The following is a 20,641-nucleotide window of genomic DNA, read 5'->3' on the forward strand; positions in this document are numbered from 1 at the left end:
GAGCTGTATTTTAGTAATTAACGATTGCATCCTTGCCTGGTAGTAAGCTGCGATCCAAGTCATCGAGATATGGGACAACACTTCTCGTTTGACTGATGAGGGAAAGGTCCATATCATAAATCAGGATGTGTTCCTCGTCAGAAGGCGATTCAGTTAGGACTTTTCCATTTGGTGCGACGAGCTTACTTTTACCACAGCTACCTTCGTGGACTGTATTTACACCAAGTACAAACACTGTGTTATCTAATGCACGAGCTGGTAATTGGATATCCCATCTAGATTGTGCTGGAATACTCCAGACAGAAGGGCAAATAATAAGTTGTGTTCCTTGTAAAGCTAAAATCCGACTTGGCTCAGGGAACTCAATATCTGCACAGATTAGAATACCGATATTGCCAATAGATGTGTGAATAACATTGTATTTTCGTTCACCTGCTGCGAAATGGTTCTTTTCTCTTCCCCAGAGGAAGGACTTTCTGTAGGTGGTTAATAATTCGCCTGTATTCTCAATTACAGCGGTGGAAATGTAAATATTACCGCCTTCTTTTTCCACGAATGGAACGACGAGTAAGACGTTATGTTCTGCTGCTGCTTCCTGGAAAAGAGATATTGTCTTACCTTGAGGTGTTTCAGCAAAAGCAGTAAATTCTTCTGTTGATAAATAATAGCCGCTTATCCATAGTTCGGGCAATACAATGAGCTTTGCTCCTTGGCTTGCAGCTTCGGAAATCATAGCCATTGCTTGAGTTATATTTTCCTCCCTAAGATTGGGCTTTGAATGCATTTGCAGGGCAGCCACTTTAACCAATCCAAACACTTCCTTTTTCTATTATATTATAACACTTTACGTAAAAAAGATTTTGTTCGTTCATTTTCAGGATTAGTGAATATCTTTTCAGGAGGACCTTGCTCCATAATGATACCCTGGTCGAAAAATATAACACGATCACATACGTCACGGGCAAAATCCATTTCATGTGTTACAACCACCATAGTCATTCCACTTTTAGCTAAATCTTTCATCACTTCTAATACTTCGCCTACCAATTCGGGATCTAAGGCTGAAGTCGGTTCATCGAACAACATGATTTTCGGATTCATTGCAAGACTGCGTGCAATCGCGACACGCTGTTTTTGACCACCGGAAAGTTTCTCAGGGTATACATTTGCTTTGTTGGCAAGACCCACTTTTTCAAGTAGTTTTATAGCATTTTCATGGGCATCTGCCTTGTTTTTTTTACTAACGATCATGGGAGCTAATATGATATTTTCAATAACGGTCATGTGGGGGAAGAGGTTGAATTGTTGAAACACCATGCCCACCTCACTGCGTATTTTATTAATATTTGTTTTTTTATCAGTTAGAGAAACCTCTTCGATCAGAATTTCACCTGATGTAACTTCCTCTAATAAATTCAAACAACGAAGAAAAGTACTTTTTCCAGAGCCGGATGGTCCGATTATTGAAATTACCTCTTTAGGTTTAATATCGCATGAAATACCCTTCAATACTTCTAATTCACCGTAGTATTTATGTAAATCATTCACTTGTATCATTTAACATGCAACCTCCTTTCAACAAAACGTAAACCTATTGAAATGGAGAGAGTGAGCACTAAGTATAAAACTGCAACTGCAGTATACACTTCAACGGCACGGAAGTTAGAAGAAACTACAATCGTTCCCTGACGCGTAAGTTCACCTACTCCAATTACTGTTAGTAAAGATGTATCTTTGAGACTAATGATGAACTGATTGCCTAATGGCGGAATCATTCGTCTAAATGCCTGTGGCCATGTAATCCGGTATAAAGTTTGAAGTTTTGTAAGACCAAGGGATCTTCCAGCTTCTATTTGTCCATTATCTACACCTTCAACTGCTCCACGAACTATTTCTGCAATATATGCACCTGCGTTCAGTGCGATAGTTACGACACCAGCTACAAGTGGGTCAATTTTAATGCCCAACATCAACGGTAATGCAAAATAAATATAAAGTGCCTGAACCATGATTGGGGTTCCACGTATAATTTCTACATAGACAGTGGATAAACTAAAGAGGATTTTACTTTTGGAAAGCCTCCCTAATCCAACGACTATACCAATGATGAAACCAATCAAAATACCGACAATTGCAATGAGGACGGTATATTTCATTCCTTTAAGTAAAAAAGGCAAAGCTTCAATTGCAAATGACCAGTCCAGTGTGAAACCAGTATTCATAAACTATCACTCCTTTCAACTAACTTTGTATAAACGTAATGTAGAAGTAACTATATACTCTCTATTGGTCGATCTTATTTTTTAGGTGGTGCTTCTCCAAACCATTCTTTATACAATTCTTCATACTTTCCATTTTCCATCAATGTTGTTAAAGCGTTATCAACATCTTCCTTTAGTTCACTTCCTTTAGGCATTGCAATTCCGAATGATTGACCTTCAAGTAAATCACCTATTGTTTTCACTTTACCTTGTCCATTCGTTTTAATGTAATATTGAATGTTTGGTAAATCGAAAATGACAGCATCTGCAGAACCTTTTTCAAGTTCCATATAGGCTTGGTCTATGTTGGGGAAGGGTACTAAGTCTTTTAGTCCTTCAATTTCAGATGCATAATCATAGCTGGATGTTCCTTGTTTTGTGGCAACAACTTTACCTTTTAAATCGGCTACACTTTGTATTTCGGTTTCATCTTCTCTGACAAGAATAGCAGTTCCCGCATCATAATACGGTGCGCTGAAGTCAATAATCGCTTCACGTTCTGGTTTTATAGTAATTCCAGCGATAGCTAAGTCTAAATTTTTCGTTTGAAGTGCGGGAATAATACCTGTGAAATCCATCGGTTTAAGTTCATATTCAAATCCAGCTTCTTCTGAAACCGCTTTCAATAAGTCGATATCAAATCCAACGTACTCACCTGATTCTTGATCTAAAAACTCAAAAGGTACGTAACTAGTGTCTGTCCCTACTATCAATACCTTTTTTTCTGATGGTTCTTTTGCTGATGTTTCTGAAGAGCTTTTGTCTGAACTACAGCCAAACAATAGTAAGCTGCTAGCTAATGCTGTACCTGCTATTACATTTATAAAAGTTCTTTTTTGCATTTCATTTCCTCCTCCAAATTAGTTGTAGTATTCATAATATTCTAATCCCGCTTAATGTGCAATGTTTATTTCATAAAACAGAACGTAAAAATTATTTATTTCATATTGACAATATATTAATAAAACTCTTTATAATAAATAGTTAAAATAATCTTTTTATTTGTTTACAATATGCATTGGGTTATGTATAGTTGAAATAAATATTTCATTTATATAAAAAATGAAATAAAAAATTCTAAAAGGGTGAAAACTATGTCGCAAAATAAAGTTCTTTCCGGAATTGAAGAGTATAAAAAAATGACCCCTAAGTCGTTGGAGTTTTCGAAAACCTCAAAGGAAGTTATGCCAGGAGGTGTCACTGCGAATATTAAATTTTTTGAACCGTACCCACTTATAATGAAAAAAGGTTCTGGCGCATACCTGACAGACTTGGATGGAAACGAATATATAGATTATCTTCTATCCTATGGTGCATTGATGACAGGTCACGGACATCCTAAAGTATTAGAAGGAATTCGTAACCAGCTTGAAGAAGAGGGAACGTTACTATTTGGCACCCCACACCATTTGGAAGTCAAAATGGGGCAGAAGATTAAAGAATTGTATCCAAGTATTGAAAAGATGCGCTATACGAATTCAGGAACAGAAGCAACTTTACTTTCCATACGGATGGCATATGCTTATACAGAAAAGTATAAAATTGCGAAATTTGAAGGTCACTACCACGGAGGGTATGATCAGGTTTTACTTAGTGTGAATCCTTCCGTTAACGAAGCGGGACCGGCAAAGAGACCGAATGCTATTGCGGAGTCAAAAGGTGTAGATCCTTATCACAAGGAACATACTGTTATATTGCCTTTTAATGACTTGGAAGCAACAACAGAAATTTTAACGAAACATAAAGATGAAATCGCGGCTGTTATTTTAGAGCCGATACAGGGTGGATTCATTCCTGCTGAACAGGAATTTATGGATGGTTTGCGAGTAATTACTGAGAAACTAGGCATTCTTCTAATATTTGATGAAGTAAAGACAGGCTTTCGTTTGGGACTGGGTGGAGCACAGGAGATTTACGGTATTACACCCGATTTGACAACGTTGGGGAAAGTTGTTGGTGGAGGGTTCCCAGTAGGAATTATCGGCGGGAAGAAAGAAATAATGGAAATGAGCGCACCTACGGCAGCTTCAGATGTTTTCGATAATAGTCAAAGCAAAAAATCGGGAGCAAAAGATGTGCTATTCCATAGTGGTACTTACAATGGACATCCTACTATTCTTGCGGCCGGTTTGGCGACGATTGATGTGCTTGAAGAAGAAATTCAACATGTTTTCAAAAGTACAGAACAATTAAAATCCGGAATTTGTGACTTGTTTTCACAAAAAGGAATTAATGTACAAACGATAGGTATGGGGTCAATCTTCAATATTATTATTACAGAGAAAGAGAACGTTCATAATTATCGAGATTTACAAGAATCTAATTTCGCATTACGAAAGGAAATTGATTATCACTTATTAACTAAGGGAGTTTATACAAAGCCTCTCAATCGTTATAGTCTATCTACCGTTCATGGAATGAAAGAAATTGACAAGACGTTGGAAGCGTTTAAACTAACGTTGAATAAGTTATTTTAATATGTCATTTCGGATCGAATGCATGTATGGCTGTTTTTTACGCATATGCCTTTTCTACAATTCAACATATATTAAACGCAGTCGCCATTTTTAAAGTGGCGGCTGTGTTCATATTAAAAGTGTTTTCTATAATGAAACAGCCAGGGTACCAGGTCCCCACACAATTCTCACACAATTACTTGGCAATTAGATAGAGTTGAAAATATAGTTTCAATATTTCGAAATAGTTTATCTTCTGTTCATATTCGCCATATAGGATATAACTATACAGAATGAATGGAGATGAAGAACATGAGTACATTATTAATGGTTGCATCGTCTGCAATGGTAGTCGCTCTCATTTTATATAGTATTGGCGTATTCGGTGAGAAAATCAGTGGTACGATTCAATTTAAACATCTAATATTCTTTGTAGGTGGGCTGATATTCGATACGATCGGCACTACGCTTATGAACCGAATTGCTACGCAAGATGGTGGTTCGACATTCGGACTTCATCAAATTACGGGTGGTGCCGCACTTGTATTAATGGCTTTTCACTTGGTATGGGCGATTTGGGTCTATAACAAAGGCGATGAAAAAGCGAAGCACCAATTTCACAAGTTTAGTTTAGGTGTATGGACGCTTTGGGTTATTTCATTTGTGCTAGGTATTTTGCTTGGGATTGGGGTAATTTGAATCGGTGCCAGGTCCCCACACAATTCCCACACAATTCGGGTAACACTCGATACAGTACCAGGTCCCCACACAATTCCCGTACAATTCGGGTAACTCTCGATACAGTACCAGGTCCCCACACAATTCCCGGACAATTCGGGTAACACTCGATACGGTGCCAGGTCCCCACACAATTCCCACACAATTCGGGTAACACTTATCCACTAGAATACTATACAACACTTACTCATCACCTCTGCTGAAGTCGAGCACGGGTGCAACGGGTAGGTGTCTTTTCGGTTTCTTAGACGTTACTAGTTCATTGACATAGTTTTCAAAGTTCGTTGCATTAAACAACGTGGAAGGTCGCAGGAATGCGCTGAATTCAGGGCGGTTCAACCATTGCTTAGTCTTTAGATCAATGACACGAATGAAATCTTCTTGTGTATAGCCTTCTTTAATTCGCCCGTTGATGAATTTACGGGTGGCCGCGGATTGTGGTTTGAACTGTTTTCCGGTTTTGTCATTTAAGTACTGAATCACAGAATGTGCGACGTCGAGATTCTTCTCGACAATGGGTTTATTTTATATATTCTTAAGTTCTTTGGTAATAGGCCGTCCCATAGTGGGATACGCCATCGTCTCAGTGTGAGTTGGCACGGCGTCCAATTGTGGGTTGGCAGTCGTCTCATGTTGGGGTGGTGTCGCGTCCCATGTTGGGTTAGCCGGTATCTCATTTGGCTTATAGGAAAAAGGTAGCTGTTCGTAATCGATTCGATACCATTTCGTATTGTCGATTTTCATCTTATTATGCTTCGAAGTGGAAATCAAATAACCTTTTTGTTCCAAGTCATACGTAATCCGTTTGATCGTATTCAACGACCAAAACGGAAATTCTTCCATCCAGTCGTCGTACGTATTGAACACCCACTTATGACCATCCCGTATATTTTTTGAAATGTTCAAGCGGTAGTGCAGTTGTTGTAGGAATAGCGCGGCGTTTAATCCAACTTTCATGGCCAGTGACGGTAATAATGGGATCGGATCTTCGTTTATTAGTAATTTCATATCATTGTCCCCCTAGAGATCAGTGTGATTGAGTACTCATTTTGTACTTCTTATGCTCTATATAGAGAGTTTTCTTGAAAAGGATACTTGTTTTTTGCGAGTACCAGGTTCCCACGCAATTCGGGTAATTTAATAGGGGAAAGACCATTCCCATATAAATTAAAGAAAAAGCGTCAACTCCAAAGATTCGGTGTTGACGCTTTTTGATGATTAACATATATAAAAATTAGTTATTTAATAATAGCTTGTTTTTTTGGAAATATTTTTTTGTTCAAAAAATATCTTTAGTCTTGGGCAAAAAAATGCCGTAGTTCTCTCCAAATTTAATCGTGATGGGAATACATTCAGGGAGCTTTTGCCGTCCTTTACTTTTCTTCAGACGCTGATTACAAGACTTTAGTAACTAACTGATTGGTAGAAAAACATAATGGCATATCATCCGAAGAAAATCCCAAATTGATTTACGCTGTTGTTGAATTAATCGCATTAATTTCAATCAATGCGAACGTGATCAGCGTGATAAACATTTGATTCCAAATGCCTTTTGGTGAATGGCTAAACACGTGACGTACTTTCAAATGCTGCTTAATCCATTTGAAAAATAATTCGATATATCAACGATTCTTATATGTCTCTAATATCTCACTTTCACTTAAGTCAATCCGGTTTGTGAGTAAGTGGAACGTGGTTCCTTCTTCGTCCACTAATTCTATATATCTACAAATTTCTTTTCGTGTCAATATCGAAACTAAATCATTTCGCTTCAAATGGGGAAGAGTAGATTTATAAACTCTGATGAATTCTACAAGAAACGTCTTTCGAACACGTAAGAGAAATTGAATATTTCTTTCGCGCCAGCCCCCAATTTTTGTCTCTCGCATGTCGTTGAAGTACCCAATAACGTCTACCTAATCGACCAAGTGAATCAGCTAAATCAGCTGTATTTAAATCGATTAATCGACGACTAATTTATGAATAGCTAATAGATGTGAGCTCCAATTCCCTCTGCAATGCTTTTTAGAACGAATTCCTTTAAGTCCTTCTTTTAAGTTAGGGACAAAAGCCTCCTTAAATCCATAGAGTTAACGAAAAAATAGCCAATTAATATTTTGGTCATTGTGGATAGTTCACATAAAGAAATCAATATTATATGCTTTTTTGCCATATAAACTTTAATACAAATACATTAAAGTTTAAATAGGGTAAATATTCACAATAACACGAAAATTATATAGGAGGAATAATAATATGCGTTTCAAAAATAAAGTTGCAATCGTCACAGGATCAGGAAGTGGAATAGGGAAGATGATTGCAAAAAAGCTCGTTTTAGAAGGAGCAAAAGTGGTTGTTACCGATATTGACGAGGCTACATGCAAATCATCAGTAGAAGAATTGAGAGAGTTAGGTGGCGAGGTAACGTCGATTGTTGGGGATGTATCTAATGCAAAGGATGTGCAGAATGTTGTAAATAAGGCAATTCTTCAATTTGATAAGATCGATATTTTAGTAAATAATGCAGGGATCTTAAAAGATGCGAAAATCCACGATATGAAAGAAGAGAGTTGGGACGAAGTTATTGACGTATGTTTGAAAGGTACATTTTTGTTTTCAAAGTACGCTTCACTCTCGATGATGGAACAAAAATACGGGAAGATTGTAAACATTTCTTCACGTGCTCATTTAGGAAATCCTGGCCAAGCAAACTATTCATCGGCTAAAGCAGGTATTGTTGGTTTAACAAAGTCACTCGCAAAAGAGTTAGGTAGAAATAATATAAATGTAAATGCGGTTGCACCGGGGTTGATTGAAACAGCAGCATTACGAAATCATCCGAAATATGAAAAAATCAAAGAATTACAGAAAAAGGATACACCTCTTCAGCGGGTTGGTTTACCCGAAGATGTTGCGAATGCGGTATTATTTCTTGCGTCCGACGATGCTTCATATGTCACAGGAGACTTGTTACATGTAACAGGTGGTAGGTTTGGCTAATCAAGGAGGAGAATTATTATGTTCGATTCAGATGAAACGATTGCAGTAAAAGATGGAATGTGGAGAGATACAGCAAATGGTCCACTATTAATCGGGAGTAGATGTGGAAATTGCGGGGAGTTATTGTTTCCTGAAAAGAAAAACAACTTCTGTCCCAATTGTTATGAAAGCGCTTTAACGGAAGTGGAGCTTAGTAAAGAAGGGGTAATTAAAGCTTTTACGATAATTAATGAAAGACCAACAGGAGAGTTTTATAAGGGGAAAGTTCCATATTGTTATGGAGTAGTAACACTGCCAGAAGGGATTAATATTCTTGCTTTGTTTCAAGATGCGGAATGGGAAAATATGAAGATTGGTCAAAACGCTAAATTAATCATCGAACCATTATACGAAGAAGAAGGTACATCTGTTTTAACTTATAAATTCTCTCCGATATTTGACGGGGAATTAGAAAGAGGGGGGAAAACTATTGAGTGAAGAAGTTTGGGTTGCTGGGATCGGCACAACAAAGTGGGGTGTATCTCAAAATATTGAATCATACGAATTAGGCGCTCAGGCGATTATTGAAGCGATTCGAGATTCCGAATTAGGATGGGATGAAGTTCAAGCTATTTATTGTGGAAGTGTTTATCAAGGAACAGGTTCAGGACATCGTGTAGTCCAAGAGCTTGGTTTTAATGGAGTTCCCATTATTAATGTAGAAAATGCTTGTTCTAGTGGGGCTACCGCTTTTCAACTCGCTTATCAATCTGTGAAATCAGGTGAGTACGATGTTGCGTTGGCATTTGGCTATGAAAAAATGCCACGTGGACCGATACCGAGCACAGCTTTCCCGAAATGGCAACTAGAAATGGGTTTTAATGTCCAACCTGCAAATTATTCATTAGAAACGATTGAATATATGAAAGAATATGGCGCGACTGAAGAAGATTTCGCATTGGTAAGTGTGAAGAATCGTAAAAATGGATCGCTAAATCCAAACGCACGGTTTCAAAAAACAGTGACAATTGAAGAGGTTTTGAACTCTAGAATCATTGCCACGCCTTTAAGATTACTAAATTGCTGTCCTTTAGCTGATGGAGCTACTGCATCTGTTTTAGTAAATAAAAACAGGCTGAAAAATAAAAGAAAAGGGATAGAAGTAGTGTGTTCTGTCTTAACATCAGGTGTTTACGGAGAAGCAATTTATCAATCTGGGATTGTTCCAAGTGTTAAATATTCTCCAGAAGAAGGGTTAGTTGAACTGTCCGCGAGAAAGGCTTATGAGACAAGCGGGTATGGTCCAGGGGATATGGATATTGTACAAGCTTATGACAGTATGAGTCCAGGAGAGTTATGGGATATTGAAAAGTTAGGATTTTGTGAGCGAGGGTTAGCTCCACAATTGCTTAGAGAAGGTTATTTTGATTTAGACGGGAAATTACCTGTCAATACGGATGGAGGCTTACTTTCAAGAGGACATCCATTAGGAGCAACAGGTCTAGCTCAAATCTATGAAGTTGTGCAGCAGCTAAGAGGTTATGCGGGAGAAAGGCAAGTAGATAATCCCAGAATGGGATTAACACATGCGATGGGAGCGGGACCAAATAGTACGATAACCATTCTAAAAAAATAGAAAACGGGGTATTGATGTGAGAGAAGACACTTTGTTTTATGAAGACTTTCAAGTTGGGGATGTTTATTTTTCACCATCCAGAACGGTTACTGAGGCGGATATTGTAAATTTTGCAGGTCTTTCAGGAGATTATAATGCTTTACATACAGATGAAGAGTATGCGAGAGACTCCATATTTGGACAAAGAATAGCCCATGGCATGTTAGGTATGGTCATAGCTTCAGGACTCTTTACAAGAACAGATTTAAACGGAAGAATGAGTCCAACGTTATTAGCATTATTAGGAATTGATTCTTGGAAGTTTATCTCACCGATTAAAATTAATGACACAATTCGCTTGGAAATTGAAATTGCCGATAAAAGAGAGACAAGTCAGGGCGGAAAGGGAATCGTATTTTTTAAGAGGAAAGTAATCAATCAAAACGGTGACCTTCTACAAGAGGGGACTACGCCGATGTTAATTGAAGCTTATCAAAGATAGGAGGAATAAAATGAGTATAACATTAAATGAAGAACAGTTAATGATTAAAAATACTGTTAAAAAGTTTTTGGATAAGGAAATTAGTCCAATGGTTAATGAATACGAGCATGAAGGAAAACCCGTTACAACGGATATTGTACAGAAACTTGTACCATTTGGATTCTTAGGCGGTTTGTTACCAGAGAGTAGCGGAGGCTATGGTTTAAATCATACAACTTATTTTATTATGATAGAAGAGTTGTCAAGAGTTTGGCCATCGTTGAGGGCAACAGTTGGAATTACTAATTCTGTCTTAACGCATATTTATGAATATGGATCGGAAGAACAAAAGAAAAAGTTTATACCGCCATTATTAAAGGGAGAAAAGCTCGGTTTCTTTGCATTGACTGAACCAAATGTAGGATCAGATGCGTCCAGTATACAAACACGGGCAGTGCTCAAAGGAGATAAGTGGGTATTAAATGGATCGAAAATGTTTATTACAAATGGAATAGAGGGAGAAGTTGGAATTGTTATTGCCCAAACAGATAAAGACAAAGGAAATAAAGGAATAGCTTCCTTTATAGTAGAGAAAAGTGAATCGAGTTATTATGCAAGTAAAATAGAGAAAATGGGAACATTGAGTTGTCCTTTTGCAGAATTAACATTTGATAACTGTGAAATTCCAAAAGAAAATTTACTAGGGGAAGTAGGAGACGGCTTAAGACAAGGACTTAAATTTTTGAATAGTGCTAGAGCGATGGTTGCTTTTATTTCAACGGGTATTGCACAAGCGAGTCTAGATGCTTCAATTACTTATGCAAAAGAAAGAGTGCAATTCGGCAAGCCAATCGGTGGTTTTCAACTAATACAAGAAAAAATTAGTAATATGGTCACTTTAACAAATGCAATGCGTTTGCTCGGTTTACAAGCTAGTCATCTATTAGATGAAGGGAAAGAATGTAAGGTAGAATGTTCGATGGCAAAATACTTCTCTACAGAAAATGTCTTAAAAGTCGCAGAAGATGCTTTACAAATTCACGGAGGATATGGTTATACAAAAGAGTTTCCAGTAGAGAGATATTATAGAGATATACGATATTTCACGATTGCTGAAGGAACTAATGAAATACAGAAACTTATTATTGGAAGAGAGCTTTTAGGGATTTCTGCTTTTACTTAAAAGGAAGGAGGGATTTGAATTGCTACCACTTGAAGGAATCAAGGTTTTGGATTTAACTAATTTACTTCCAGGACCTTTTTCAACAATGATCTTTGCAGAGCTAGGTGCAGAAGTTATAAAAGTAGAGAGACCGGGGATAGGGGATGGAGCAAGAGAAGTAGCAGGGTTATTTGAAGCAATTAACAGAGGTAAAAAAAGTATTACACTTGACCTTAAAAATAATGAAGACAAAAAGAAGCTTTCTGCACTAATAGAAGAAAGTGACGTAATGATCGAAGGTTTTAGACCGGGCGTAATGGAGAGATTGGGTTTTCTAAAAGATAAAGTGAAGACAATAAATCCGCGCATCATTTATTGTTCTATTTCGGGCTATGGACAAGAAGGACCGTATAGAAATCTGCCAGGTCACGATATAAATTATTTAGCTGTATCAGGTATTCTTAGTATTAGTGGAGATCCAAAAGGAAAACCAGAGGCAGCAGGTGGTATACAAGTTGCTGATTTAGGTTCTGCTATGTATGCGGTTAATTCTGTTTTGGCTGCTTTATTATTGAGAGAGAAAACAAATGAAGGTACTTATATAGATGTCTCAATGACAGATTGTGCACTCTCTCTAATGGCACCTAGAATTAATGAGTACGTTAATCGTAACAATCCTTCCAAACAAAATTTTATGGGGAGAGGAGCTTATGGTGCCTATAAAACGAAAGATAATAAATATATTGCAATCGGCTGTGTTGAAGAACACTTTTGGCATAAATTATGTGACGTTTTAAATGTAGAAAAGTTGAAGTCGAATAAGAAGTTCGAAGGTTGGCATAATCGAATGGAACATGCAGATGAAATAAATGCTATTTTGAATAAGAAGTTTCTATTAAAGAACCGTTCAGAATGGTTGGAATTAATGATAATAGAGGATATACCGTGCGCTCCTGTTAATTTTATCGAAGAATTATTAGAGGACCCACATTTGGCATATAGAGGCATTATAAAAAAGGACGAAAATAGTGATAACCTTATTATTACGCATCCTGTGAAATTTACAAGTTTCGAAGTGAGAAGTAACTCGGATGTTCCAACAGTAGGAGAGCATAATTCCCTCATTAAAAACCCGCTATAAACTCCCGTTGCAATGGGGGGAACGTATATGATTTTTTAAAAGCGCTTACACTCAATTTCACATGAAAGAAAGGAGCTAAGGAATATGTTTACAGATTTAACAAGACTCGTTCAGCCGACAAATATAGCAATTATTGGTGTTTCGAGTAGGGATGGTTCTCACGGGAAAAACACATATGAAAATATAGTGAAACAATCAAATTTCTCTAAGGAAAATGTCTACTTAGTTAACGATCGATATGATGAGTTATTTAATCGTAGATGTTATAAAAGCATTAGTGAAATTAAAGGTGTTCAAATCGATGTAGCAATTATTTTAGTTAGGGCTAATGCTGTTCCAAGAATTGTCCAAGAGTGCGCAGACCATACGATTCCCTTTGCATTAATTATGAGTTCTGGTTTTAATGAAGTAGGGGAGGAAGGTCAAAAGTTACAAAATGAATTACAAGCTGTTATTAAAAATACGAATATTAGAGTTTATGGACCAAATTGTCCGGGGTTAACCGATTTAAATAGAAGATTAGGAATGACATTCTCTCCGGGATATGTAAATGATACGTTAGGCGGGAGTATTGGATTAGTTACACAAGGCGGTGGGTTAGGGAGAACTGCATTACAAGGACAGAAAAGAGGGATTGGCTTTGGTTACTTCTTTTCGCCAGGAAATGAAATTGACCTAGATTTATCAGATTGCATTTACTATATGATTCATGACCCTAAGATTAAAGTAATTGCTGCCGTTGCAGAGGGGATTAAAGATGGAGAGAAATTTAAAGAAGTAGCGAAACTAGCACTTAAAAAACGTAAACCAATTGTAATTTTAAAGGTAGGGAGAAGTGAACTCGGCAGAAAAGCAGCGCTGTCCCATACAGGTTCATTGGCGGGTTCAGATCAAGTTTTTGATGCTTTATGTAAACAATTCGGAGTCATAAGAGTCAACGATATTGATGAGCTTATAGAAACATCACAACTATTTGTTAGATGTACAATAAAAGAAGATGTAGGTTTAGCAATAGTAACGGGATCTGGAGGAAGTGGTTCCTTGTTGGCAGACTTCTGTGGTTTAAATGGATTAGACCTACCCTCATTTAATACATCGACCATAAAAAAATTAGAAGAAGTCTTACCACCGTTTGCTTCTTATAATAACCCAGTAGATTTAACCGCATCATTTTTAGTAGATGAAAGAATCCATGAAGATAGTATGATCCCAATATTGGAAGATGATAATATTGATATTGTCATTGAGCCAATTAACGCAGACTATGGAAATTCCACTAAAATACTTGCTGAATCACTTGTTAATTTACAGAAGAAAACGGATAAAGTGATTATCCCAATTTGGATGAGTAGTAGAGAAGATGGGGGATATGACATTTTAGAAAAAGGGGGACTAGTTCCTTTCAGAAGTATAAGAAATACGGTGACTGCCTTAACTCACTTCTCAAACTATGGAAACTTTGTAAGTAGTCATGTAGAAGTTGATTTTAATCCTAATCAAAAGGAAGCGCAGAGGAGAAAAGATATAATAGTTAAAAAAAGAGTACTGAACGAATATGATAGTAAAAAATTTATTGGAAAAGTGGGGATTGAAGTTCCAAATGAAGTATTAGCAGTAAGTAAAGGAGCTGCGATAAACGCTGCAGAAAGTATAGGTTTTCCTGTAGCTATGAAGATTGTTTCTGAGCAAATTAAACATAAAACGGAAGTAAAAGGGATTCAGCTTAATATTGAAAATGAAAAAGCTTTAAGTTTAGCCTATGATGAATTAATGGAGAACGTGACTAGATTGGCGCCAAACGCTCATATCGATGGTGTACTAATAGCTGAAATGGTTAAAGGTGGGCAGGAAATGATATTAGGATTAAAATCCGATCCTCAATATGGTCAGTCTATCTTAATAGGAATGGGCGGAGTAAATGCAGAAATTTTAAAGGATATTGCAATTGGAATCTGTCCGATTTCTGAACAATATGCGAAAAGCTTGGTAAATGAATTAGCGTCCACTCCTTTATTAAACGGGTATAGAAATAGTCCGAAGTTAGATGTCGATGCATTGGCGAAAGCAATTAGTGATTTATCTGTACTAGGTATCACAACACCAGAAATTAATGAGCTAGACATCAACCCATTGATTGTAAAAGAAAAAGGTGTCGTTGCGTTAGATGCATTAGTTATCTTGGATTAATTCTTATTGTTGTAAAAAAACGCAAAAAGTATTCAGAATAAATAGTTTCCCGTATAAGCTAAGGTCGGTTCGTTCTCCAATTCTAGCCAGATTTTCAGTTTATTTTATAACTTCATATTGAGATCTAGTGCTAGTGTTGATTAATACAAGGTTTGTTATACAAACAATGATATAGGAGGGAAAATGATGAAAAGAATATTAATTAACATATTAATTGCTGTATCAGTCATATCAATTGTATCTGCTTGTGGGAATACCGATGAGGAAAAAAGTTCTGATAATCAAGATGTTATTAAACTAAGATTCGCTGACTATATGCCAAAGAATCATTTTTCATCTGTCAATGCGCAACAAGTGTGGATAGATAGAGTAGAAGAACTAACGGAAGGCAAAGTGGAAATTGAGTATTATCCCGGTGAACAATTAGGGAAAGCGAGTGACTCACTGGATTTGGTAAATACAGGAGCAGCGGATATTGTTAATGTTCCGCAAGCTTATGTTTCGGGGAAAATGCCACTGTCTAGTGTAGCTTCGCTACCTGGTTTAGTAGATAATATTAGGCAAGGAAGCTTAGCATCTTTTGAACTGATAAATAGTGACCCAGTATTAAATCATGACTTTCTGAAAAATAATGTTGTGCCTATTTTTGGATATACGACGAGCACTTATGAGTTCTGGAGTGTGAAAAAGCCAATCAGTCAAATTGAAGATTTAAAAGGTATGAAAGTTAGATCTCAAGGCGGTTCAGCAAATCTTCAAATAGAAGCATTAGGGGCAACGCCAGTTACAATTTCAACAGCTGAGCAATATGAAGCATTGGAAAGAGGGACAATTGATTCGACTTTATCGGCTACAGCAAGTATCACCTCCTATAAGCTTGATGAAGTCCTAAACTATGCGACATTAGGTGCAGGCGGAGGAACAACTTTAGTTTTTTATTTAATGGATAAAGAGAAGTGGGACTCGATTCCTGAAGACTTGCAGAAGAAAATGCAACAAGCAACAGATGAAGTTTTGGAGGAATTTATAACTGTTTCGATAGAAAATGATGAAGAAATAATAACAGGGTTATCAGAAGAAGGGATTGTAGAGTTCATAGAAATCGACAAAGAAGAATTTGCACATGTTAACGAAGAAGTTCAGGAAAAATGGATTCAAGAAAATGAATCTATATCTTCACAAGAAACGTTAGATCTGTTTAAAGAGTTTTTAAATAAATATTAAGGAAATCCCAGAAAAAAGTGAGGGCCAATTGTAGAATCAAGTTAGCCTTCTAAATTCAAAAAAGTGCCATTATAAAATTTCGTGTATCATTGAAGTTGCGAAACAAACAATGAGAGGAAGTCTTATAATGGCACACACTGAGAATACCATAAAAATAAACACTTAGCTTTTTTGAGTGAAGTCAAATTGCTGCCCTGCATAATACTGAACTTTCTAACCGAGACATTGGAAGACGCTTAGGACGTGCCCACCAAACGAATGCTACTGAGTTGAAGCGTGGTGCGACAACACAACTGAAGAGGGCCGCACATCCTATACAGCCTACTTCGCTGAAACTGGACAGACTGTTACGAACGAAAACGGCTCAACTGTGATGCTAAAAGTAAGCTACTGAATACCGGAGAGTTTATTGATTTTGCCTGTGAACAGATCACAGATCACGATTGGTCTCCCGATGCCTTAGTAGGGTTTGCCGATAATCAATCCGACTGGATAGACAAGCCGATGGTGTCCACCAAATTTGTCGTCCATACTTCCCTTGTGAAAGAGGATCAAACGAGCGTCACAATGGCCTTATTAGACGGTAAATTCCTAAGGGGGGTTCAGATTATTCTGCTGAATCCATCCAACGTATTTATCAGACGCTAAATAACTTACCCCAGGAAGATTCTGGACTACCAACAGCCAGCCGTTCTTTCTAATGAAGAGTTAGCCGAACTGGCGTAGCAACTCTGAAATAAGACCCATATCAAAACCTTTTTAAAAGGGTTCTGGAAAACATTACCATCCATAAATACAATAAAATTTATCTAAGTGGCTAACTTAATATTGCAATATAGGTGAAAAATAAATTACTCACTTTTTATATTTTAGTCGATTTTATAGTTGCCTTTAAATCTATATCATCCAATTAATATTGATTTTTTCTCCAAACGAACGCTTTCCACTATAACCAACAGGGATAATAACAAAATAAAAGGTACACCTTTGAATGATTTTACATACGTCTTCAAGATGAAGTGTATGAATTATGAAACCAACTAATTTAGTAGAAAAATTATTGTGTCAATGATCAAAAACATTGAGGATGAAAAGAAGTAATAAATTTTTATCGTTTTCGAAAAGGAGTTGCATGTATGATGAAAAATAAAATTAGTTTTTTTGAGAAAACTGTAACACTTTTAGAAAGATTTTCAATGTTCTTTGCGGCTTTCATATTATTAACGATGATGACTGTCATTATTGCCGATACGATATTAAGACACTTCTTCAATCATCCGATTTTAGGTGTACTAGAAGTAGTTGAAGGGTTTTTTATGGTCGCTATTGTGTTTTTTGGGATTAGCGATTCATTTAGAGCGGGGGAACATATAAGGGTTGATTTATTAAGTAAAAACTTTAGAGGCAGGTTTAAAAATATAAATGAAATTATTCTTCAGTTAGTAGTCGCATTTTTCTTTATCGTTATCGGATTAAAAGCATATAAGCAAATGACAACCGCACTAAGTTTAAATCAAATGACTATAGGAGCCTTAAGTATACCAATTGCACCAGCATATTTAATTGTTGTGATTGGCTCATTTTTATTTGTCATTCGGTTAATGCTTACTATATTTAGTTTAACTTTTGGAAGAGTAAAGGAGGGGTGATATGGAGATTGTTGGTCTTTTTCTTTTAATTCTTTTCATGTTGCTAGGCATGCCAGTCGCATTTGCACTTTTAACAGCTGGTGCGATTGGTTTGTTTCTTATAGACATTGACTCAGGATTTAGTGTATTAACAACTACCCCATACAGAGCCGTTGCTAACTTTACATTGAGTACAATTCCGCTATTCATTTTAATGGCTGAATTTTTATCAAGATCAGGATTTGCAAAAGATTTATATGACTCTTCCAACAAATGGGTAGGACATTTTCCGGGCGGACTCGGAATCAGTTCGATTTTAACTTGTGCATTGATGGGGACAATGTCAGGATCTACTACGGCAACTGCGGCTGCAATGTCTCGAATCGCAATACCTGAAATGGACAGACATGGATACAACCGTATTATGTCGACAGGTATCATAGCGTTTGGTGGTACGATTGCGGGATTAATTCCACCAAGTATTGGACTGATTATCTATGGTATTCAAACGGAAACTTCTATTGGAAAGTTGTTAATTGCCGGGATTATTCCAGGGGTTTTGCTAACACTATTGCTTTCTCTAGGTATATATCTTAGAGCGAAAACAAATCCAGCGTGGGCCCCGGTAGGTTTCTCATTTAGCTGGAAGGAAAAAATATATTCGTTAAAATATTTATGGGCAGTTATTATAATACTGCTCGTTGTGATTGGCTCAATCTATAGTGGATTTGCGACGGCTACAGAATCTGCCGCACTCGGTGCAGGTGCCTCCGCACTTTTAGGTTTTTTAACAAAAAGGCTAAGCTTGAAGGATTTTTATGAAAGTTTAATTAGCACAATAAGAACGACTACAATGATATTCTCGATTATAATAGGAGCTATGGTTTTTGGTTATTATTTAACAATTACAGGCATGGCTCTAAGTTTTATCACCTTCTTAACAACAATGGATGTTCCGAATATTGGAATATTAATACTCGTTTTATTTGTCTATTTAATATTGGGATTCTTTATGGATGCAATTGCAATTCTATTATTGACATTACCGCTAACTTTTCCAGTAATAATAGAATTAGGCTATGATCCAATCTGGTTTGGGATTTTAGTCATTATGATGGTTGAAATTGGCCTAGTTACACCACCTTTGGGAGTGAATGCTTTTGTTGTAAGCTCCATCTCGAAAGAACCAATTAATAATGTATTTAGAGGTTCTGTTTATATGGTATTAATAGCGCTAATTACTTTAACAATAATCGTTATATTCCCTAATTTAGTGACTTGGCTTCCATCTACGATAAAAGGTATATAAAATCGGTGATTTGAGGGATTTGGAAGTCCTACTATAATAATCTTTTATTGTAGAAGAAGTATCGGTATTGGGTATATGGCGAATTTCCATTAATATCAGTCATACTAACATGTTTCAAAAAATGAGAAGTAGCGAATATAACAGCTTGTGTGAATAGGAAAGCAAGCCTAAGCCGGATAAGCGAAATAACGAGAAAGCAACTCATTCTAAGAATCGTAAACTATAGAACGGCTGGACGTCTAACCTCACCTGATTCGCTCTGAAAAATTATCGATAGGAATAGCAGTGGAGAGTAAAATATTCTAATAGTGTTACAGGGCACTTGCACCCCCTAATCTGCTATAAAACTCATTATTTTATATATAATGGGTTTTATTGTCATTGAGTCCTGTTTATATGATGGGGAGCCTGCAAAATTAATACTTTTGTCTTTCTATATTATATTGAAATGTCATAACGAAATCGAATCTTCGATTACACAGGTAACCCAACTAGTCTCCTGATGTGCGACATGATTAACTGATGACTGCTTACGTAGCCAATACTTTATATTATGGACGGCGACCTTTGCCTTTTCATACCATTTAGAAAGTGCTAGTTCGCTGTTTTGATATTCATCGACTTTAGCAGACTAGTATGCTTCTTTCTCTATCCTTTTCAAATAGATACCTCCCAAAACGTGTTCTATAGGAGGAGTATCTGACGAATGTACTTCTATTAATATGTGTTTACTTTTTGACGCTTACCGCCTTATGACTAGATCGAACGAAGGAATGTAGGCGCATCAACCCAATATATCCTGCAGTCTCTATTTTTTTTCCGGGAACTTGAATGATGGAAAAGCCGCTATTACGTGGATAAAGAGAATTGAAGAACGGCTTCGGCTTTCTCATCTGACCTATCATACACTAGATGCCGGCTACGATTTCGAAGCGATTTTCGAGAAGGTGCATCGCATGGGACACCGGTCCAACATCAATTACAATAGGCGCAATGAACCCGACCCTGTTGGCTCTGATTAGCATTTCGCACCGACTTGTTTCCATTAGCAAACGTACCGATACGACAGCTACGACACCAAATATGAAACGCTGAAATAAACGCGACCTCAAGAGTGTGAGATGTGCCCACTCTCAATAGAAGGGATCTTTCAGAAAATGTAAAAGGTCAAAAACAACACAGATCTGCGGAGATATTCGGCATTAGCCCGCGGTTCTCAGGCATGGAAAGAGCTCTTCAAACGCCAGACCGCCGAAGAACGCGTCAACGTTTATTTGAAAAAAATCCAATTAAACAATGTACAATACCGCATAGGAAAACGCGCAAATGTTCATTTCGACTTATTAGTTCTAATGTACAACGCATCTAACGCGCGGATGATAAAATGAACGCAAGGTTACAATTGCTTCAAGCTGTATGATTTCTGTTTTTTGAAATACAACTCGTAAATTCTGTCCTTT

19 protein-coding genes and 1 pseudogene are annotated in these 20,641 nt (G+C 37.0%); 14 read left to right on the top strand and 6 right to left on the bottom strand.

What is annotated here, in order from left to right; all coding sequences use genetic code 11:
* Positions 1 to 10: 10 nt before the first annotated feature.
* The 4 genes from SporoP8_RS12320 to glnH form a co-directional block, all read right to left on the bottom strand.
* Positions 11 to 799: a nitrilase-related carbon-nitrogen hydrolase gene (locus SporoP8_RS12320; RefSeq protein ID WP_232319260.1), complete on the bottom strand. Its 789-nt coding sequence runs from the start codon at positions 797 to 799 to the stop codon at positions 11 to 13.
* 35 nt (positions 800 to 834) lie between these two features.
* Positions 835 to 1,557 carry an amino acid ABC transporter ATP-binding protein gene (locus tag SporoP8_RS12325; RefSeq protein WP_085132773.1) on the bottom strand — a complete coding sequence of 241 codons (723 nt, stop codon included), beginning with the start codon at positions 1,555 to 1,557 and terminating at the stop codon, positions 835 to 837.
* A complete protein-coding gene (locus tag SporoP8_RS12330; protein ID WP_085132774.1) occupies positions 1,554 to 2,222 on the bottom strand; it encodes an amino acid ABC transporter permease in 669 nt (222 codons plus the stop codon). The genes SporoP8_RS12325 and SporoP8_RS12330 overlap by 4 nt, the downstream gene beginning before the upstream one ends.
* 74 nt (positions 2,223 to 2,296) lie before the next feature.
* On the bottom strand, positions 2,297 to 3,103 hold the full coding sequence (gene glnH, locus SporoP8_RS12335) for a glutamine ABC transporter substrate-binding protein GlnH (protein WP_085132775.1): 807 nt from the start codon (positions 3,101 to 3,103) through the stop codon (positions 2,297 to 2,299).
* A gap of 252 nt (positions 3,104 to 3,355) precedes the next feature.
* Here glnH and SporoP8_RS12340 point away from each other — a divergent pair, with 252 nt between their 5' ends.
* Together SporoP8_RS12340 and SporoP8_RS12345 are read left to right on the top strand one after the other, a co-directional pair.
* A complete protein-coding gene (locus tag SporoP8_RS12340) occupies positions 3,356 to 4,738 on the top strand; it encodes an aspartate aminotransferase family protein (protein WP_085132776.1) in 1,383 nt (460 codons plus the stop codon).
* Between the two features lie 291 nt (positions 4,739 to 5,029).
* Complete coding sequence (locus SporoP8_RS12345; protein ID WP_085132777.1) at positions 5,030 to 5,416, top strand: HsmA family protein; 387 nt, start codon at positions 5,030 to 5,032, stop codon at positions 5,414 to 5,416.
* Positions 5,417 to 5,638: 222 nt separating this feature from the next.
* Here the strand turns inward: SporoP8_RS12345 and SporoP8_RS12350 are convergent, their stop codons facing one another.
* Together SporoP8_RS12350 and SporoP8_RS12355 are read right to left on the bottom strand one after the other, a co-directional pair.
* Positions 5,639 to 5,938 (bottom strand): conserved phage C-terminal domain-containing protein, encoded by a 300-nt coding sequence (locus tag SporoP8_RS12350; RefSeq protein ID WP_198166013.1) that lies wholly within the window; start codon positions 5,936 to 5,938, stop codon positions 5,639 to 5,641.
* A 42-nt stretch (positions 5,939 to 5,980) separates the two neighbouring features.
* On the bottom strand, positions 5,981 to 6,463 hold the full coding sequence (locus SporoP8_RS12355; RefSeq protein WP_085132779.1) for a hypothetical protein: 483 nt from the start codon (positions 6,461 to 6,463) through the stop codon (positions 5,981 to 5,983).
* Between the two features lie 1,248 nt (positions 6,464 to 7,711).
* On the opposite strand from SporoP8_RS12355, the gene SporoP8_RS12360 reads away from it, so the two are divergent.
* The 12 genes and pseudogenes from SporoP8_RS12360 to SporoP8_RS16795 all read left to right on the top strand — a co-directional run.
* Positions 7,712 to 8,455 carry an SDR family oxidoreductase gene (locus SporoP8_RS12360; protein WP_085132780.1) on the top strand — a complete coding sequence of 248 codons (744 nt, stop codon included), beginning with the start codon at positions 7,712 to 7,714 and terminating at the stop codon, positions 8,453 to 8,455.
* An 18-nt stretch (positions 8,456 to 8,473) separates the two neighbouring features.
* Entirely contained in the window at positions 8,474 to 8,932 is a 459-nt protein-coding gene (locus SporoP8_RS12365; RefSeq protein WP_085132781.1) for a Zn-ribbon domain-containing OB-fold protein, read from the top strand.
* A complete protein-coding gene (locus SporoP8_RS12370; RefSeq protein ID WP_085132782.1) occupies positions 8,925 to 10,070 on the top strand; it encodes a thiolase family protein in 1,146 nt (381 codons plus the stop codon). Before SporoP8_RS12365 ends, SporoP8_RS12370 begins: the two co-directional genes overlap by 8 nt.
* Before the next feature lie 16 nt (positions 10,071 to 10,086).
* Positions 10,087 to 10,551: a MaoC/PaaZ C-terminal domain-containing protein gene (locus SporoP8_RS12375; RefSeq protein WP_232319153.1), complete on the top strand. Its 465-nt coding sequence runs from the start codon at positions 10,087 to 10,089 to the stop codon at positions 10,549 to 10,551.
* A gap of 10 nt (positions 10,552 to 10,561) precedes the next feature.
* Positions 10,562 to 11,713 (top strand): acyl-CoA dehydrogenase family protein, encoded by a 1,152-nt coding sequence (locus SporoP8_RS12380; RefSeq protein WP_085132784.1) that lies wholly within the window; start codon positions 10,562 to 10,564, stop codon positions 11,711 to 11,713.
* 19 nt (positions 11,714 to 11,732) lie between these two features.
* Entirely contained in the window at positions 11,733 to 12,833 is a 1,101-nt protein-coding gene (locus SporoP8_RS12385; protein WP_158232323.1) for a CaiB/BaiF CoA transferase family protein, read from the top strand.
* An 84-nt stretch (positions 12,834 to 12,917) separates the two neighbouring features.
* Complete coding sequence (locus SporoP8_RS12390; protein ID WP_085132786.1) at positions 12,918 to 15,020, top strand: acetate--CoA ligase family protein; 2,103 nt, start codon at positions 12,918 to 12,920, stop codon at positions 15,018 to 15,020.
* 183 nt (positions 15,021 to 15,203) lie between these two features.
* Entirely contained in the window at positions 15,204 to 16,244 is a 1,041-nt protein-coding gene (gene dctP / locus SporoP8_RS12395; RefSeq protein WP_085132787.1) for a TRAP transporter substrate-binding protein, read from the top strand.
* Positions 16,245 to 16,468: 224 nt separating this feature from the next.
* The gene (locus tag SporoP8_RS16935; RefSeq protein WP_304442333.1) at positions 16,469 to 16,618 is read left to right on the top strand and encodes a hypothetical protein; all 150 of its coding nucleotides are present in this window, start codon (positions 16,469 to 16,471) and stop codon (positions 16,616 to 16,618) included.
* Positions 16,619 to 17,380: 762 nt separating this feature from the next.
* Entirely contained in the window at positions 17,381 to 17,893 is a 513-nt protein-coding gene (locus SporoP8_RS12405; RefSeq protein ID WP_085132789.1) for a TRAP transporter small permease, read from the top strand.
* Position 17,894: 1 nt separating this feature from the next.
* Positions 17,895 to 19,181 (top strand): TRAP transporter large permease, encoded by a 1,287-nt coding sequence (locus tag SporoP8_RS12410; RefSeq protein WP_085132790.1) that lies wholly within the window; start codon positions 17,895 to 17,897, stop codon positions 19,179 to 19,181.
* Between the two features lie 775 nt (positions 19,182 to 19,956).
* A pseudogene (locus tag SporoP8_RS16795) lies at positions 19,957 to 20,601 on the top strand (IS5/IS1182 family transposase); the annotation flags it as partial.
* Positions 20,602 to 20,641: the final 40 nt, after the last annotated feature.

It is taken from the genome of Sporosarcina ureae (assembly GCF_002101375.1).
Taxonomy (GTDB): Bacteria; Bacillota; Bacilli; order Bacillales_A; family Planococcaceae; genus Sporosarcina; species Sporosarcina ureae_B.